Origin of the sequence: Vibrio sp. 1562 (genome assembly GCF_033340155.1) — a bacterium.
GTDB classification, from domain to species: Bacteria; Pseudomonadota; Gammaproteobacteria; order Enterobacterales; family Vibrionaceae; genus Vibrio; species Vibrio alginolyticus.
The window spans coordinates 48,406-65,504 of record NZ_JAWOVY010000008.1; the positions used below are offsets into that span (position 1 = coordinate 48,406).

At 45.7% G+C, this 17,099-nt stretch carries 16 protein-coding genes; 7 read left to right on the forward strand and 9 right to left on the reverse strand.

The annotated features are described in order from the left end of the window. Positions 1–4: 4 nt before the first annotated feature. The 5 genes from R7Z49_RS10565 to R7Z49_RS10585 all read right to left on the reverse strand — a co-directional run bounded on the left by R7Z49_RS10565 (position 5) and on the right by R7Z49_RS10585 (position 3,968). Positions 5–205: a twin-arginine translocation signal domain-containing protein gene (locus R7Z49_RS10565; RefSeq protein WP_005377542.1), complete on the reverse strand. Its 201-nt coding sequence runs from the start codon at positions 203–205 to the stop codon at positions 5–7. Between the two features lie 73 nt (positions 206–278). After that, positions 279–905 (reverse strand): molecular chaperone, encoded by a 627-nt coding sequence (locus tag R7Z49_RS10570; RefSeq protein ID WP_017820684.1) that lies wholly within the window; start codon positions 903–905, stop codon positions 279–281. Positions 906–914: 9 nt separating this feature from the next. Further along, positions 915–2,576: a 4Fe-4S dicluster domain-containing protein gene (locus R7Z49_RS10575; RefSeq protein WP_318111630.1), complete on the reverse strand. Its 1,662-nt coding sequence runs from the start codon at positions 2,574–2,576 to the stop codon at positions 915–917. Between the two features lie 308 nt (positions 2,577–2,884). Then, entirely contained in the window at positions 2,885–3,514 is a 630-nt protein-coding gene (locus R7Z49_RS10580; RefSeq protein WP_238952337.1) for a DUF3306 domain-containing protein, read from the reverse strand. Beyond that, positions 3,504–3,968, reverse strand: a complete 465-nt coding sequence (locus R7Z49_RS10585; protein WP_005377550.1) for a DUF3305 domain-containing protein — start codon at positions 3,966–3,968, stop codon at positions 3,504–3,506. Before R7Z49_RS10585 ends, R7Z49_RS10580 begins: the two co-directional genes overlap by 11 nt. Before the next feature lie 322 nt (positions 3,969–4,290). On the opposite strand from R7Z49_RS10585, the gene R7Z49_RS10590 reads away from it, so the two are divergent. Next, a complete protein-coding gene (locus tag R7Z49_RS10590) occupies positions 4,291–5,115 on the forward strand; it encodes a formate dehydrogenase accessory sulfurtransferase FdhD (protein ID WP_005377552.1) in 825 nt (274 codons plus the stop codon). A 240-nt stretch (positions 5,116–5,355) separates the two neighbouring features. On the opposite strand, the gene R7Z49_RS10595 is transcribed toward R7Z49_RS10590, so the two are convergent. The 3 genes from R7Z49_RS10595 to R7Z49_RS10605 form a co-directional block, all read right to left on the reverse strand. After that, entirely contained in the window at positions 5,356–6,948 is a 1,593-nt protein-coding gene (locus R7Z49_RS10595) for an ABC-F family ATPase (RefSeq protein WP_318111631.1), read from the reverse strand. Between the two features lie 216 nt (positions 6,949–7,164). Beyond that, on the reverse strand, positions 7,165–9,204 hold the full coding sequence (locus R7Z49_RS10600; RefSeq protein WP_086046758.1) for a cache domain-containing protein: 2,040 nt from the start codon (positions 9,202–9,204) through the stop codon (positions 7,165–7,167). Further along, positions 9,194–10,645 (reverse strand): sigma-54-dependent transcriptional regulator, encoded by a 1,452-nt coding sequence (locus R7Z49_RS10605; RefSeq protein ID WP_025766656.1) that lies wholly within the window; start codon positions 10,643–10,645, stop codon positions 9,194–9,196. Before R7Z49_RS10605 ends, R7Z49_RS10600 begins: the two co-directional genes overlap by 11 nt. A 334-nt stretch (positions 10,646–10,979) precedes the next feature. Here R7Z49_RS10605 and R7Z49_RS10610 point away from each other — a divergent pair, with 334 nt between their 5' ends. The 6 genes from R7Z49_RS10610 (at position 10,980) to R7Z49_RS10635 (ending at position 15,954) form a co-directional block, all read left to right on the forward strand. Continuing rightward, positions 10,980–11,798 (forward strand): substrate-binding domain-containing protein, encoded by an 819-nt coding sequence (locus R7Z49_RS10610; protein WP_005389522.1) that lies wholly within the window; start codon positions 10,980–10,982, stop codon positions 11,796–11,798. A 6-nt stretch (positions 11,799–11,804) separates the two neighbouring features. Beyond that, positions 11,805–12,503 carry an ABC transporter permease gene (locus tag R7Z49_RS10615; protein WP_005389524.1) on the forward strand — a complete coding sequence of 233 codons (699 nt, stop codon included), beginning with the start codon at positions 11,805–11,807 and terminating at the stop codon, positions 12,501–12,503. 50 nt (positions 12,504–12,553) lie between these two features. Continuing rightward, complete coding sequence (locus tag R7Z49_RS10620; protein WP_025766658.1) at positions 12,554–13,273, forward strand: energy-coupling factor ABC transporter ATP-binding protein; 720 nt, start codon at positions 12,554–12,556, stop codon at positions 13,271–13,273. Next, positions 13,251–13,838: a molybdenum cofactor guanylyltransferase MobA gene (gene mobA, locus R7Z49_RS10625; protein ID WP_318111632.1), complete on the forward strand. Its 588-nt coding sequence runs from the start codon at positions 13,251–13,253 to the stop codon at positions 13,836–13,838. The genes R7Z49_RS10620 and mobA overlap by 23 nt, the downstream gene beginning before the upstream one ends. Further along, the gene (locus R7Z49_RS10630) at positions 13,835–15,613 is read left to right on the forward strand and encodes a bifunctional molybdopterin-guanine dinucleotide biosynthesis adaptor protein MobB/molybdopterin molybdotransferase MoeA (RefSeq protein WP_318111635.1); all 1,779 of its coding nucleotides are present in this window, start codon (positions 13,835–13,837) and stop codon (positions 15,611–15,613) included. Before mobA ends, R7Z49_RS10630 begins: the two co-directional genes overlap by 4 nt. A gap of 74 nt (positions 15,614–15,687) precedes the next feature. Next, a complete protein-coding gene (locus R7Z49_RS10635; RefSeq protein ID WP_005377584.1) occupies positions 15,688–15,954 on the forward strand; it encodes a DUF2960 domain-containing protein in 267 nt (88 codons plus the stop codon). A gap of 185 nt (positions 15,955–16,139) precedes the next feature. On the opposite strand, the gene nagK is transcribed toward R7Z49_RS10635, so the two are convergent. Beyond that, positions 16,140–17,048, reverse strand: coding sequence for an N-acetylglucosamine kinase (gene nagK / locus R7Z49_RS10640; protein WP_005377586.1), 909 nt, complete (start codon positions 17,046–17,048; stop codon positions 16,140–16,142). Positions 17,049–17,099 lie beyond the last annotated feature (51 nt).

The window sequence follows — 17,099 nt, forward strand, 5'->3', positions numbered from 1 at the left end:
TCTCCTAAAGTGTGTCGTAGTAATCGCGAATGTGTTGAGTTTCACGATACCCTTTCTTCTTCACGTCGTTTTCAGAAGGCTCAACCGTTTCTGAAGCAACGGCCACTTTCGTGGTTCCCGCAACAACAGCACCGGCAACGGCAGCGGTTGTGAAGCCTTTTAGGAGATCCCTACGGCTTGTGTTTATTTCTTTATTATCTTTCATCATTGCTTCCTTACCTTACGGTAGATCTTTGGAGACTCATGCCTCTCTATCGATATGACCAAGTACTGCTCGATTACTCGTAATCAGTGACGTTTTTCACATCAATTTTTAATTTGTTCTTACTGCTTTTGGTGTTCACGCTAAAGCGGACTTGCTCTAACGTTAAAAATGCATCGCAAAGCTGTGCAGCTGGCTTGTAGAAGTTCACGCTTTCGGCGCTCTCTAGTTGGCGCGTAAAAGATTGGAACCAAGGAGCAATGTGTTTGTTAAACACCGCTTGTTGAAGTTCTTCCTCTTCACCTGTCAGCATTGCCATCACTTCGCACAGTGCAGAAATATGGTCTTCAGGCTCTTTCACGTTCTCTTCTCGTTCGATGCCTAAAAGATCCAAATCGCGACGAATTTCCGCTAACGGTTTTTCCATCATCGAGCCAGTGCGATGCCAAGATCCGAATGGCACAACTTCACCACGTCCAATGCCAATAAACAGATCTTGATATTCTTCTTCTAACGCTTCTCGCTGCGCTTCGTTCGCGGCTTGTTGCAGTGCGAGCCAAGCTTTTTGCATCGCGCTCTCAGACGGTTCAATTTCTAGCGATTTCAGGAACGCCAGCATTTCATCACTAGGCGCACTACGAAAAAGTGCAGATAGAACGAGATAAATGTCTGTTCTCAGTGTTTGTTCTTGTTGTGTGTCCACTGCGAGCTCCTAGTATTTTAATTGTTTCATTGGGTCTTCTGCCATCGACTCAAACATGTCGATCACACGGCAGTCTTCACACATCGCGATACGATTGATCGCCGCTTCATCAGAGAAATGAGAGTGACCGCGTAACTTGTTTTGTAGCATGTCGATCATCGATTGCGGAGCAAAGGGCTTGTGACAACGAATGCACTCGGCTGCCTTTTCTTCATGAATCACAACCGCTTTCTGGCGTTCTTCTTTCACCCAGTTCATACGAGGAGTAAGCGTCAGCACTTTCTCTGGACACGCTTTCTCGCACAGCCCACATTGAATGCAGTCTTGCTCGACGAATTTAAGCGACGGAGATCGACCGTCCGTATGCAATGCACGTGTTGGACACACCGCCACACAGCTCATACACAACGTACAACCTTTACTTTCACAAGAGACTGTGCCGTAAGGTGCGTTCGCTGGAAGTTCAACAATGTTCTCAACTGGAATACGTGATGCGGACAACGCATCCAACGCCGTAAATAGACGCTGACGTTTGTTGCCTTGCAAGTCTCCTAATGCCAAATCAAAAGACTCGGTACAAAGTGTCGGAGCACCTTCACGTAGTGACTCTAGATACAGAATGTCGATGGTTTCTTTGGCGATACCAAGCTGACCGAGCAGCTCTTGAGCAATACCTACTTCGCTATTAAGCACACGAATAATGGTTTGAGGCATAAAACGTGAAGCCGCAAACAGCACCTGAGTAGCACCATTCACAAGCGCGGCGAACCAAGTATCAATACCAACCGAAGGCAGTTCTTCCACCACAATTGGAATCACATTATCTGGCAGTGCTTTTAGTGCCATCACGTTGTAGCTCTCGTGGCGAGAACTGCAAATCAATACGATAGGATCTAAACCACCCGCTTGCTCATAGTTGGCGAGCGTACGTTCAATAAACTTTTGCGTATCTTCAGGGTTTGGCAGTGCGTAATGAATCGCTTCTGTCGGACACGCTGTAGCACAAGTACCCACGCCTTGACATAGGTATGGGTTGATCTCGATGCGATGGCCCGTTTTGTCGCTGCCTTCACTCGATAGTGCCCCTGCCGGACAAGCATCCACACACCGTTCGCAACCTTTTACGCCACGAGAGCTGTGTGCACATAAATCGGTATCTAAACGGAAGAATTTCGGTTTATCGAACGTCCCCATTAAGGTTGGAATCTCTTCCAACGCTTCAGCCAGTTTCGGATAGCCACGACCTACTGGGTAGTAGCCCGGTACTGGGACTTCTTCCGACATGCAGCTGTTAAGGCAAAGATCGAGTACGATATCGAAACAATCGCTATTGATCGCGACCTTGGTAAGATTGTTGGTCGAACCATGATTTTCAATCAGAACTTCAAACGTACCTAAGAACCCTGAAACCTGAACCGAATTGGCGTAATAAAGCTCGGGATTTGTGCCCTTTTCGCCATCGGTAGAAAGCAGCGTTAGGCTGTTCATTTGCGACAATTGCGCTGCCGCACTTTCGATGATTGCTGTTGGGCCCACAATCAAAGTATTACCACCGCTTTCATAGCTTACGGTTGGTGGAATAAGATTGGTCAACTCTACGGTATTTTCGAAAGCGTACAGCCTCGCTTTACCGTTATTGGAAGTTGCTTGTTCTAATAATTGTTTCAGCATTGCTCAATTCCATTTATGAACATGGATAGTCTTTTCCATCTCTTAGTGTAGTTAGCGCCGGAGATTCTGCTGATTAACTTATCAATGAGCATTCTTATTCCGCCATCTATAGGCGATGAATACTACGCAGTGCGTCCGTACTAACTTCAACCAGATTGGTATTGAGCAACAGATAGCAAGTGTCATGCCAATAAAATATCAACTAAAAATCAATAGGTTATCAATTTTACTGACAAATAGTAGGGATAAAAAAACCGGTTGAGACATTTTGTCTCAGCCGGCTCATTGAGTGTTTAGTCAAAATGTACCTATTCTTTGTGTGGTATATTTTGTCTCACCTCGTTAGGCTGTGATTCTTCAGCAAAAGTATCACTTTCGCCAGGAACTGTATTTATATACAGTTCATTTTCATATTGAGTAATTTGGCCACTTTTGTCGGTGTTTGACTCTGCGTCTTCAACTACCCCAGATGCGATATCGTTAACGTTAAGCTCAGACCCTTGCGCAGTTTCAGCGTCTGGTTCGTCTTCCACTTTGTCTTTAACCCAATCACGCAGCGTCTCAGCGACGTCTTGAGAAAGTGACTTTAAGTTACTGTAATCATCATCGTAATCGTCTAGGCCGTCACGCACGTTAAATTCTTCGGACAAGAACATTTTGCGCAGCGCAGCTTTCTTGACGCTTTCTGAGGCTTCAGAAACCAGCAGTTGCGCCACAGACATTTCTTCGGTTTTTTCAGTCTCTACACTCGCGGTAATGTCTGGAGCCTGACTATCCTCATTGACGTTCAAAGCATCTGAGCTTTCGTCAGCGTTTGAAAGCGCTGTGACACTATCTTCGGATTGCGCCGTCTCTGCTATCGGCGTGATCTCTTCAGCATGTTGGGAAGATTCTTCTAGTTTACGTTTCGACCAACGGCTTAAAAAACTAGTTGCCATTTGCTCTGCCTGCTCCTTTGCGTTTCTTGCGTCTTACTTCTAACAACTCACCGTGACGACCAATAAAGGCTTCCATCCAAGCCTGAACGGCTAACGGCATATCGTTAGATAGTACAAGGTTATCACCATCCATATATTGCGCCGCAACAGATTGTGAAGCCGTCAGTAACTGTATCGCTGGTTTTTCACCAGACTCGACGTTATCCATCACTAAAAAGAGTTTAGGTTGCTGAGAGCTTAAGTTAAAGCGGTAGTCTGTACGTTCATCTTTATGTAATTGCAACGGACAAACATCTGGAGTCTCTTCCGTCGGATTCAGCGCAAATCCTGTCAACTGCCATTGGGTTGTCACCCAAATCCCTGTACTGATCTCATGCTCAACAAGCTCTACGCCGATTGGCCATGTATCCTCAGTCTTTTCGTAATTTTTTTCGAAATCTTTCTTATCCGACATAACTCACCCAGTCTTTCTATTTTTGGTCTGAAAACACACAGGAGATTTTGCCCCGTTTTCGACCATTTTTATTGTCTTCGAAGCAATAAACGCGCCAAGCTGATATAACTTAGTCTATATACTCCCTCAGGCTATAAGTACCAAACTAGACGAAACTCAAATGTATTGATGTGTCATTACTGCGAACTCGCAGTTTTAATGCATTGTTGACATAAAACCTCGCAATTTCTGTGGGAACCGCTATTTTGGAATGAGATTTGCTAGCCACTTAACAAGCTAAAATGCGTAGCAACCTAACGCTCTTAATCACTAGGACACGACTGTGCTGAAACCAAATATTATTAAAACCAGTGAAAATCCCCTGCAAACCATTGAAGTCGATGTGTACGACGAGTACGGCGAAAAGCTCACGAAGCAAATCGCTTGCGAGCGTCCTCTTACGGTCATGCTGAACTGGAAAGAAGTGGTCACGCTCATGACGCTAGGTTCGCGTCCAGAAGCACTAGTACTGGGTTATTTAAAAAACCAAAGCTTCCTGTCCGATCCAGCCGCGATTGAATCCGTTATTATTGACTGGGAAACGCATTCCGCAGCGGTGATTACTAAAGAAAACACTGAACACTTAGAAGGCGCCCTGAAAAAGAAAACCGTCACCTCAGGTTGTGGCCAAGGCACTATGTATGGCAACGTGATGAAGCAGCTTGAAAATTATCAAGTGCCTCAAGTTTCTCTTAAGCAGTCAGAAATTTATTCTGCGCTGGAAGCGTTAACTCATTACAACGACACCTACAAAAAAGCGGGCGCAGTACACGGCTGTGCGGTTTGCAAAGGTAATGAAGTGTTGTCATTTGTGGAAGATGTCGGCCGTCACAACGCAGTGGATACACTTGCAGGTGAGATGTGGCTCAAAGAAGAAACAGGTGAAGATAAAATTTTCTACACAACTGGTCGCCTTACATCAGAGATGGTGATTAAAGTGGCTCAAATGGGCATTCCTGTTCTGCTTTCTCGCTCTGGCGTTACTCAAATGGGGTTAGATCTAGCGAAGCAATTTGGTATTACGACCATTGCGCGTGCGAAAGGTTTGCGCTTCCAAGTGTTTACAGGAGCCGACAAGGTTGAATTTGATGTAAAAGGCAACCAATAACACCTTTTCAGTGTAAACTAAAACCAATAATGCGGATTCACAGAGGATGTGGACTATGAATAATGACCAATTGTGGAATTTTCTGCTTACGCCCAGCGGTATCATGCTTTCTATGATTATTACCTTTGGCGTGGTCGGGCTCTATGCGTATATAACAGGTCAGTTTAAGGATTAAGGCCAAATATCAAAAAAGCCTCGCTAAATAGCGAGGCTTTTGCTTTTTAAACGCTTTGCGAGTAATTACGCGTCAACACCACGAGATTTTAGGAACTCAGAGTACGTGCCTTTAAAGTCTGTGATTTTACCATCGCGGATTTCGATAATACGCGTTGCTAGCGAGTCTACGAATACACGGTCGTGAGAGACGAAGAACAACGTGCCTTTGTATTGCTCAAGCGCCGTGTTCAAAGATTCAATTGATTCCATATCCATGTGGTTGGTAGGTTCGTCCATTAGCAGCATGTTTGGCTTGTGCATCATTAGCTTACCAAGCAGCATACGACCTTGCTCACCACCAGACAGTACTTTTACTGACTTTTTAATGTCGTCTTGACCAAACAGCATACGACCAAGGAAACCACGAACGACTTGCTCGTCATCACCTTCTTGACGCCATTGACCCATCCAATCCGTTAGGTTCATGTCTTCTGCAAAGTCATGCGCGTGGTCTTGCGCGTAGTAACCGATGTTTGCATTTTCAGACCATTTGTACTCACCCGCACGCGGTTCAAGCACACTAGCAAGCGTGTTTAGAAGTGTTGTTTTACCCACACCGTTCTCACCGATGATCGCAACGCGCTCACCCACTTCAAAAATTGCATTGAAGTCTGAGAACAAGTCCTCTTCGAATCCTTGGCTTAGGTTTTCAACAATCAGAGCGTTACGGAACAGCTCTTTCGACTGTTCGAAACGAATGAATGGGTTTTGACGGCTAGACGCTTTAACTTCATCCAGTTTGATCTTGTCGATTTGCTTAGCACGAGATGTCGCTTGTTTTGCTTTTGATGCGTTTGCAGAGAAACGAGCAACGAACGTTTGTAGCTCAGCGATTTGTGCTTTCTTCTTCGCGTTGTCGTTTAGTAGACGTTCGCGAGCTTGAGAAGCCGCAGTCATGTACTCATCGTAGTTACCTGGGTAAACACGTAGCTCACCGTAATCCAAATCAGCCATGTGCGTACATACTGAGTTTAGGAAGTGACGGTCGTGCGAGATGATGATCATTGTGCAGTTACGTGCGTTTAGCGTGTCTTCCAACCAACGGATAGTGTCCATATCCAAGTTGTTGGTTGGTTCGTCAAGAAGCATCACATCTGGGTCTGCGAATAGAACCTGAGCTAGAAGCACACGAAGTTTCCAACCCGGTGCAACTTCACTCATTAGACCGAAGTGTTGCTCCATTGGGATACCTACAGCAAGAAGAAGCTCGCCCGCTTTGGCTTCTGCCATGTAGCCGTCCATTTCAGCAAACTGAACTTCTAAGTCAGCCACTTTCATGCCGTCTTCTTCGCTCATTTCAGCAAGTGAGTAGATGCGGTCACGCTCTTTCTTCACTTCCCATAGCTCTTTATGACCCATGATAACGGTATCGATTACCGTAAATTCTTCGTAAGCGAACTGGTCCTGGTTCAGTTTTGCAACGCGCTCGTTTGGATCGTAGCTTACGTTACCGCTGGTTTGCTCAAGCTCGCCGCTGAGGATCTTCATAAAGGTTGATTTACCACAACCGTTAGCTCCAATTAAGCCGTAGCGATTGCCTTCGCCGAACTTAACTGAAATGTTTTCGAATAGCGGCTTAGCGCCGAATTGTTGAGTAATATTCGCTGTGGAGATCAAAACCTTTACCTTAGCAATTGGGGTGTATTTAGAAAAACCGGGCAACGGTACTTGTTCATGCTACATACTGCAAGTGTTGTTTTTATTAATTCACTCCAAGTGAAATCATTGTAAGGTTTCTAAGAAGCAAAAGCGTAAACATAAATGCGTCATTAAATACAAAAAAGAGCCACTATCGTCAGTGGCTCTTTTTCCATTAATACTTCAAAAAAGTGACTAAGCGATGTTCGTCACCTCTAGGATCAGTTCGGCTTTTTTAGGTAAATAAATACTGAATTTACTGCCTTTTCCCCATTCAGACTCTGCTTTTAACTCACCACCCGTTTGGCTGAGAATACTTTGGGAGACCGATAGCCCTAACCCTGTGCCTTCTCGTTTCGTTGTGTAAAATGGCGAGAAGATTCGACTCAAGTTTTCTGGTTTAATACCGCAGCCCTCATCGATAACATGAATCGCGGCTCCTTTCACTTCGCCCTCTTCAATCCAGTCTTCACTGACTACTGTTAATGTTCCTTTACCGCTCATTGCGTGAATGGCGTTCATTTGCAGGTTAACTAAGATTTGTAGCAAATGATGGCGGTTTATCTCAACTGACGTATGCGCTTGTAGATCAGTCACAAACTCGACGTCGCGTTTCTTGGTGCCCGTTTTAACCAAGGTGATGCTTTCATCAATGATAGGATTGACATGTTGCCAAGTGATTTCATCTTGAACACCACCTTGGCGACTGTATTGCAATAAACTGCGCGTGATATTGCGGATACGATCAATTTGCGCGTGAATCGCATCAATCTCCTCTTGTACTCGACTTGCATCGTCACCCAATTCAAAATGGATCAATTCTACGTTGCCAAGAATCACGGCGGTTGGGTTATTAATTTCGTGAGCAATCCCCGCGGTGAGTTCTCCCAATGCTGCCAGTTTTTCATGAACAACGAGTTTGTCGCGAGTTTGGTTGAGCAATTGAATATGCAGTTCAAGATCTTGGGTTTTTTCTCTCAGGCTTGCCGTACGCTCTTGAACTTTGCATTCAAGTTGAGCTGCGGAGTTTTTCAGTTCAATTTTGCGCTCTTCTAGCGCGTCTAACATATCATCAAACTGTCTGGCTAACTGCGCAAGTTCATGATCGGCATCTAATCCTAACGGGCCAATCCGTTTTTCTTTACCTTGTTGGACCTGCTTCACCACTTTATGAATGCGTTCGATCGGTCGAAACAGATCATAAGAACCGCGATATACCATCACGCCAGAAACCAGCAATAACATAACCGTAATCAAGCTGATTTCGGCAATGTTGGTCATGTAGGCTTTAACGAATGGCCACATTAGGTAACCGGTATAAAGCATACCAATGACGTTGTCGTATTGGTCTTTGATCGGTTGATACGCCGTAATATACCAAGCGTCATACACATAAGCGCGATCAACCCACTGTTCACCCTTCGAAAGTACTTGGTTATACACTTCTGCACTCACGCGAGTTCCTATGGCGCGCCCTAGCTTATGATCGCTGTCTAAAGGAACGTTGGTGCTCACACGCAAATCATCGAGAAATACCGTCAACGTACCCACAGGGCGAAGGCGGTCATTATCACTTAAGTATATGAGATCGCGGATTTGATCCACCAGCACTGTACTATTGTTAAGGAGCAAACCACCATCCAGAAAGCCGATCAAATCGTTCGCTTGGCTGTATACCGGAATCACGGTTCGACTGACTAACCCACGCGCCTCCCTGTCACCATCAGCAAGAATAGGCACTTCTGCTCGTTTGGCGAGTTCAGGATCGAGGCGTTCGAGTTCTTCTTTATTGAGTACATCAAAAAACGATTCGCGCTTGGTGAGATCCATAAAGCGGAATTTGTTTTCCATGGAATTAACGCGTTGGAAAGAGAGAAAATCTAAAGCATATCTTTTCTTCTGCTCTGTGACCCACTTTTGCAGGTCACCTTGTGGCGTTCCTTTATTAATGCGAATACGGAAATCGTACGAATCGGCAAACGCCCGCACGTAATTGGCTTGCTTTTGCTGTAACAACGTTACACTGTTATTTGCAACACCAAGACGTTCCGAGACATCAAGCAGCGCATTTTGCCACGTGTAATGAATAGACCAATAAATGGTAATGCCGATCAGAGCTAACAACGTGAGGAAAATCGGCGCAGAGGTTAAGAATAACAAACGATAACGCACCATGGTTTTAAAACGGTGCGTCCATTTTGACAATCCTTTGTGCTGTGGGCCGTTAGTCGGCATATTCCTCATCCTCAGAATCCCATTCTTTGTATTTACGTTCTAAGGTCTTGCGAGCTACGCCCAAGTCGCGAGCAGCGGCTGATTTGTTGCCTTCGTGCAAGTTAACGACTTGTTTAATATGTGCTTTCTCGACTTCTTTTAACGTCCAGCTGTTTGGATAGCCCTCGCCAGTAAATTCTTTGCCTTCTTTAAAGGTTGGTAACTCAGCTGAGTGAGAAACAGTAATCGATACATTAGGCAGTGAATGCCCGCCATTCAGCTCTCGCCAATAGTGTGCAGGTGGTTTGCCAAGCAAGATACAACGCTCAATCAAGTTTTTCAGCTCACGAATGTTTCCCGGCCAATCGTACTCACTCATGGCTTCCATGTCCTCGTGCGCCCATTTGGGCGCAGGCATACCGAGCTCGCGCGTCAGCATGTTGCTGAAAAATGGCACCAACTCAAATAAGTCGGTTTTGCGCTCTCGCAGCGGACACACTTCAATTTTCAGAACGTTTAAACGGTAATAGAGGTCACTGCGGAAATTACCTTGATTGACCTCTTCTTGCAGGTTTCGGTTGGTTGCCGCTACGATACGGACATCAATACTGATCTCTCTTTCTGAACCGACAGGGCGAATCGTACGCTGCTCTAACACACGTAATAATGATGCCTGCATTGCAAGTGGCATCTCCCCGATTTCGTCAAGAAATAAGGTGCCACCGTTAGCAACACGGAACAAACCTTCACGCGATTTTTTTGCACCGGTAAACGCGCCCGATGTATGACCAAACAACTCACTCTCTAAAAGCTCAGGTGCAATCGCGCCGCAGTTGATTGGCACAAACGGGCCCGTTCGCCCACTCGCCTGGTGGATACCTCGTGCAACTAGCTCTTTACCCGTACCCGACTCACCTTCCACCAAAACAGAAGCGCGTGATGGTGCAAATTGGTTAATAAGTTGCTTAAGCAGGCGCGTTTTTTCTGAGCCGCCGATGATCTCTGAGGTATTGTGACGTTGGTAATCGCGTGTCATGGCGTACTGCATGCGTTCGTTCAAACGGCGATCCATACAGCGACTGACCGCTTTTAACATCTGCTCAAGGTTGAATGGTTTGAGGATAAAGTCGGAAGCACCGAGCTGTAGCGCTCGAATGGCAATTTCTAAATCCGCATAACCCGTCATAAAAATCACATCGGCACGTTTGTCATCATCTTCAAACGCTTCTTCCCACTCAATTCCAGAACGCCCTGGCAGATTAATATCCAGTAAGATCAGATCATAATGTCGAGAATTACGCAGTTGTTCTGCTTCTTCGATGCTACCAGCTGTATCGACATGTGAAAAAAGCTTACCCAATGCCTTTTTCAAGATGGCTTGCATGCCTAATTCATCATCGACGACCAGTACGGAAAAGGCGCTATATTGTTGGTTTGTACTAAGATGGGATTGAGTAGACATATTTACCCCAGATGGATTTCGATGGGACAGAGTGTACCAAGTTTAAACAGAGATACCCTACAAAAAGTGCGACATTTTGTACCAACGCAAACTTTTATGCAAATAACCCCATGATTTAGTGCATAAACCAAGCACTTTAAGCTTGTAAAAGGTTGGCATCTTGTTTGCTATAAGGTGGATACGGAGCGCATTTAAGTGATCTCAGGATGTTGATGTTTGCTTATTCCAACACCCTGAGACAACTTGCGTATTACGCTAATCGCTCTCGTCCAAAAAGGCTTCTCCCTAAAACCTGGAGAGATTCCAAAGAATCATTGGAAAGGAACACATAAAAATGAAAAAAATTGCGCTAACTCTGGCTGCAACGTCAATCACGCTTGTAAGTTACTCTGCGTTTTCTGCTCAAGACGGAGAACACGTTCGCCTTGCAACCACAACCAGTACTTACCATTCAGGTTTACTTGATTACCTGCTTCCACAATTTGAAAAAGACACGGGCTACAAAGTCGATGTTATTGCTGCAGGTACTGGTAAAGCCTTAAAAATGGGCGAAAACGGTGACGTAGATTTGGTGATGACACATGCACCAAAAGCTGAAGGCGCATTTGTTGAGAAAGGCTACGGCGTTTTACCTCGCAAGCTAATGTACAACGACTTTGTGATTGTAGGCCCGAAAGCTGACCCAGCAACAATCAAAAATGACGAAGGCGTGTTAGATGTATTCAAAGAGATCGCAAACAAAAACGCAACGTTCATCTCTCGCGGCGATGATTCTGGTACACACAAAAAAGAAATGGGCTTCTGGGCTCAAACTAAAATCGAACCGAACTTTGGTGGCTACCGTAGCGTAGGTCAAGGTATGGGCCCAACTCTAAACATGGCGTCTGAAATGCAAGGCTACACCATGACGGACCGCGGCACATGGCTGGCTTACCAAAACAAATTGGATCTAGAAATTCTGTTCCAAGGCGATGAAAAACTGTTTAACCCGTACCAAGTTATTCTTGTTAACCCTGAGCGTTACCCAACGATCAACTATCAAGGTGCGAAGGCATTCAGTGATTGGTTGGTAAACCCTCGCGGACAGGAACTTATCAATGGTTTCCGCCTAAACGGTAAACAACTGTTTGTTGCGAATGCTGAGAGCAAATAACGCAATATGAATCTTGCTGATACAACACTGGAAGCGCTTCGCTTACTGGTGAATTTTGATGCAGACCTATGGGAGATCGTTGCGGTCTCCTTTAGTGTTTCTATCACGGCAATATCCCTAGTGGTATTGCCGGCTATTTTGATGTCCTTTGTACTGGCGTATACCGACTTTCGCGGTAAATGGTTTTTGTTGTCGATCGTAAATACGCTGCAAGCGGTCCCTACCGTGGTGATTGGCCTGTTGCTGTACATGTTGCTGTCGCGTGCTGGCCCTTGGGGAGACTGGCAAATGCTGTTCACTCAGAAGGCAATGATCTTCGGCCAAATGGTGATCTGCTTCCCTGTTTTGGTATCGATGATGCATGGTGCATTACAATCTAGCGACCGTCGTGCAGTGGAAACTGCCATCACGCTGGGCGTCTCCATTCCGCGCTTGGCAGCTACGATGATTTGGGAAACCCGCTTTCCTCTACTTGCGGCTATCATTGCAGGGTTTTCACGTATCGTGACCGAGGTGGGCTGCTCAATGATGGTTGGTGGGAACATTATGGGCGTGACGCGAAATATTCCCACGGCTATCGCAATGGAAAGCAGTAAAGGTGCTTTTGCGCAAGGAGTTGCATTAGGAATTGTATTACTATCTTTAGCGTTGGCTCTAAACTTCTTCTTATCAAGTATGAGAGGCAAAGGCTACCTCAGAACATAGAACATGAAGCAAACAAACGACTCACCATTAACCCCATGTCGAGGCGAATTATGACTATAAAAATCACCGCCGAACAGTTATCCATGCGCTTTAAAGAGCGTGTGCTTTTCCACATCCCTGAGTTAGCCATCGGCCCAAATGATGCCATTTATCTCAAGGGTGACAATGGTGTGGGCAAAACTACCCTACTCAAAATCCTTGCTGGCTTGCTCAAACCCTCTACTGGCGATGTTGTTGCGCCAAAAGATACGTGGCTGAAAAGACTGACGCGTCGCAATGGTCGTGTCGATGTGATTTATCTCCATCAATCCCCTTACCTTTTTGACGGCACTGTATATGAAAACGTAGTCTATGGAGTGAAATATCAACAAGACACGCAAAAAGATAAGCGAGCTCAAGTTATTCACGCGCTGCGCATGGTAGGTTTAGAAACCTTAGCGGACGAACATATTTCCGTGTTGTCCGGCGGTGAAAAACAGCGCGTTGCCATGGCAAGGGCTTGGATCTTAAAGCCGTCGATTTTATTGATGGATGAGCCAAGTGCGTCTTTAGACCAAGAATCCATTGAACGATTGGTGGTGATGGCGAAAGATCTTTTGGATCGTGGTTCCAGTATCGTGGTGACAAGTCATCAGGCCAACGCACTGACCGACTTATGTAAAAAACAGTGGTGGATTAAAGACAAGACTTTGATAGAGTCTCCTCTGTTGTATGTCATACCAAAAGAAACATCCCAAGAGAATGCATATGCTTCAACCAACACAAACTAGTTGGGTCATTTTGGCTGGTGGCCAAGCCAGCCGTATGGGTGGAAAAGATAAAGGTCTGATTGAATTAAATCAGAAGCCACTCATCGAACACGTTATTGAACGTTTATCTCCACAAACTCCACGCATTTTAATTAATGCCAACCGAAACCAAGATGCGTACAGCAAATTTGGTTTCGTATTTAGTGATCAATTCAAAGATTTCCCTGGGCCTATGGGCGGTATTCACGCGGGTTTGATGCATGCTGAAACCGACTGGGTCGGATTTGTACCTTGCGATAGTCCACAAATTAACACCGACCTTGTCGAGCGTTTCTGCCAGTCCGTCAAAGAAGACAGCGATATTTTGGTCGCGCATGATGGTGACCATCAGCAACCTGTTTTTACGCTCTACCACAAGCGCGTACTGCCAAAACTCACCGCGTTTTTAGAACGTGGCGACCGCAAAATCATTCTGCTCTACAAAGAGTGCAACACCAGTTACGTTGACTTTAGCGACTCACCAAACTGTTTCGTCAACTTGAACACTCCGGAAGAACTGACGCAATTTGGACAATTAGAATCATGAAACACACGCTAAACATTCCTATTCTTGGTTTTGCAGCTTATTCAGGCACAGGCAAAACCACGCTACTTGAAGCCCTATTGCCAAAGCTGACCGAAGCAGGTTTACGCATTGGCATGCTAAAACATGCGCACCACAACTTCGATGTCGATAAGCCGGGTAAAGACAGCTACCGTTTACGCAAAGCTGGCGCATCTCAAATGCTGATTGCTTCTCGCAACCGTTTTGCGTTAATGACAGAAACGCCAGAAGCCGAAGCGGAGTTTGAATTCCTATTAACACGTTTTGATGAAGACATGCTTGATGTGGTTTTGGTCGAAGGCTGCAAAAACATCGCGTTTCCTAAAATCGAATTGCACCGTGAAGAAGTCGGCAAGCCTTGGCTTTATCCAAACGATGAAAACATCATCGCTATCGCTTCAGACGGCGGCGAGTTGGACTCTGAACTGCCACAAATGAACATCAATGATCTTGAAGCGATTGCTCAGTTCGTTATTCAGTATGTTCAAGAAGCGAAAGCACCAAAAAACAAAGAGAAAGAAGCCGCATGTTGCGACACACTTTCTCCGGCGTTCCTTTCTGTGGTTCAAGGCCAAGAGAAAATCCTTTCTTTGGTGAACACGGTTTCGGAAATAGAAGCATGCAAGATTGAAAACGCCTATGGCCGCGTTCTTGCGGAACATATCGTTTCACCAGTAAATGTGCCGCAATACACCAACTCCGCGATGGACGGTTATGCCATCCGCAGTGATGATGTTGACCGTGATAGCTACCAAGTGGTTGCTGAAGTGATGGCGGGCCATGCTTACGATCAACCTCTGGACGTTGGTCAAGCGGTGAAGATCATGACTGGCGCACCAACACCACGTAACGGCGACACAGTGGTCATGCGTGAGCAAGCCTCTCAAGAAGGTGACAAGGTCACCTTTAACGGTGCGAATATCAAAGCAGGCCAAAACGTTCGTCAAGCAGGTGAAGATCTCGCTATCGGCAGTGACGTCTTTACCGCAGGCACTCGCCTAGCCTCTCCAGAAATGGGCATGATCGCTTCGCTTGGTTTTGGTGAAGCGAATGTGTTCCGCAAAGTGAAAGTTGCCGTGTTCTCCACCGGTGACGAAGTACAAGCGCCGGGAACAGAGCAAAAAGCGAATTCTATCTACGATTCCAACCGTTTTACCATCATGGGCATGCTTGAAAAGCTCGGCTGCGAGATCTTGGATTTCGGTATTCTGGAAGACAACGAACAGTTAATGATTGAAGCGTTGGAAAACGCATCGGCGCAAGCGGACGTGGTTATGACTTCTGGTGGCGTATCCGTTGGTGATGCGGATTACATCAAACTTGCCTTGGATAAACTTGGTCAAATCGATTTTTGGCGAATCAACATGCGTCCGGGACGTCCATTAGCGTTTGGTCAAATCAACAACAAGCCGTTCTTTGGTCTGCCGGGCAACCCCGTTGCCGTGATGGTTTCATTCATCAACTTTGTTGAGCCTGCACTGCGTAAGATGCAAGGCGAACAAGGCTGGAAGCCTCTGAAAGTGAATGCCATCGCGACTGAGAATCTTCGCTCTCGCCAAGGTCGTACCGAGTTTAGCCGTGGCGTCTATGAGCTGGATGAAACTGGCCGTTTAACCGTTCGTACAACAGGCAAGCAAGGTTCTGGTATTCTGCGTTCAATGAGTGAGGCGAACTGTTTGATCGAAATCTCCCCAGCTATTGATACAGTAAAAGCGGGAGAAAGCGTGACAATTATCCCACTTCAAGGCAGAATCTAGCTCAAACTAGAAATTCAAAGGTCAGCGAGTCTGGCCTTTTTGTTTAATACAGAAACCTTTTCAGAGAGACAGCTATGGCTCGCACCATTCTTTACACTTACAAAGACCAAGACAAAGAACTGACGTTCTCATACCAGCAGCACCGCAACATTCAAGAAGCAGTTGCAGAAGCCGAAGGTATCGATATCACTGAGTTCCTAAAGATGGAGCAACAAATCGAAGCAGTGTCTGACACTAAAGCGGTGCGAAACTACCGCGACAACTACTTCAGAAAATTAGGCTTTAGCAAAATCACCCTAGCTCAAAAAGAAAACCTGGGCGTAGGCAAAAAGAACAAATAAGCTTAGCTGCAAACAGAAAACTCACGATTCGTCGTGAGTTTTTTATGCATGCTACTTTTGTTCATGATCTATACCCGAGCATACCGAAATTACTTAGGTATATAAGTAAAAGCCCCGTTTAACCTTGAAAGTCTAAACGGGGCTTTAAATTTCTTCTTACTTTATATCGAGTAAGGTTTAAGTCATTACTTGATGTTTAAGAACGCAGCGCCGCGTACACCACCTGAATCACCGTGTTTTGCTTTGATGATCTTAGGACACTTAGCCACAGACAATAAGTGTTTAGGGATGCGTTTTGGCATCTCTTCGTAAATCAATTCGAAGTTAGATAAGCCGCCACCAAGTACAACGGTGTGTGGGTCTGTTGCAGTAAACAGGTTTGCAAAGCAGATCGCTAGCAGCTCCATAAAGCGCTCGACGTGCTCTACTGCTTTCTCCTCACCCTCTGCGTGCGCTTTAATAATGTCGATCGCTTTCTTCTCTTCGCCGTAGTAATGCGCGTAAAGAAGCTCGAAACCACGACCAGATAGGTAACTATCTAAACAGCCTTTGTTGCCACAGCCACAACCCAGTAATGGTGCGTTTTCGCCTAGGTGGAACCATGCGTCGATAGGAAGACGTGTGTGACCCACCTCACCCGCTACGTGGTTGCGGCCAGAGAATACTTTGCCTTCGTAGATAAAGCCGCCACCAAAACCAGTACCAAGGATCAAACCTAGTACAGATGGTTCATCTTGAAGATCTTCGTCCCAGGCTTCAGAAAGCGCGAAACAGTTTGCATCGTTTTCAATTTTTACGCTGCGACCGATTTTAGCTTCTAGATCAGCACGAAGTGGTTTGCCTTTTGCCGCAGGAACGTTAACTGTTAGTACCGTTGCATCATCGGCGTCTTCCATACCTGGTAGGCCAAGACCAATCGTACCTTCACAGCCAAACTCTGTATCGTATTTATTCACCAATTCCGCAATGGTATCAACCAGCAGCTCGTAGTTGTCTGTTGGTGTAGGTACACGTTCCGTCGCTACACGCTCAAGCTTCTCGTTAAATGCACCAAATTCAATTTTAGTGCCACCGACATCAAAGCCGTAATACATGTATTTCTCTCCTAAAAAATGCTTCAAACGACTCTCAAAATGGCTAGAGTC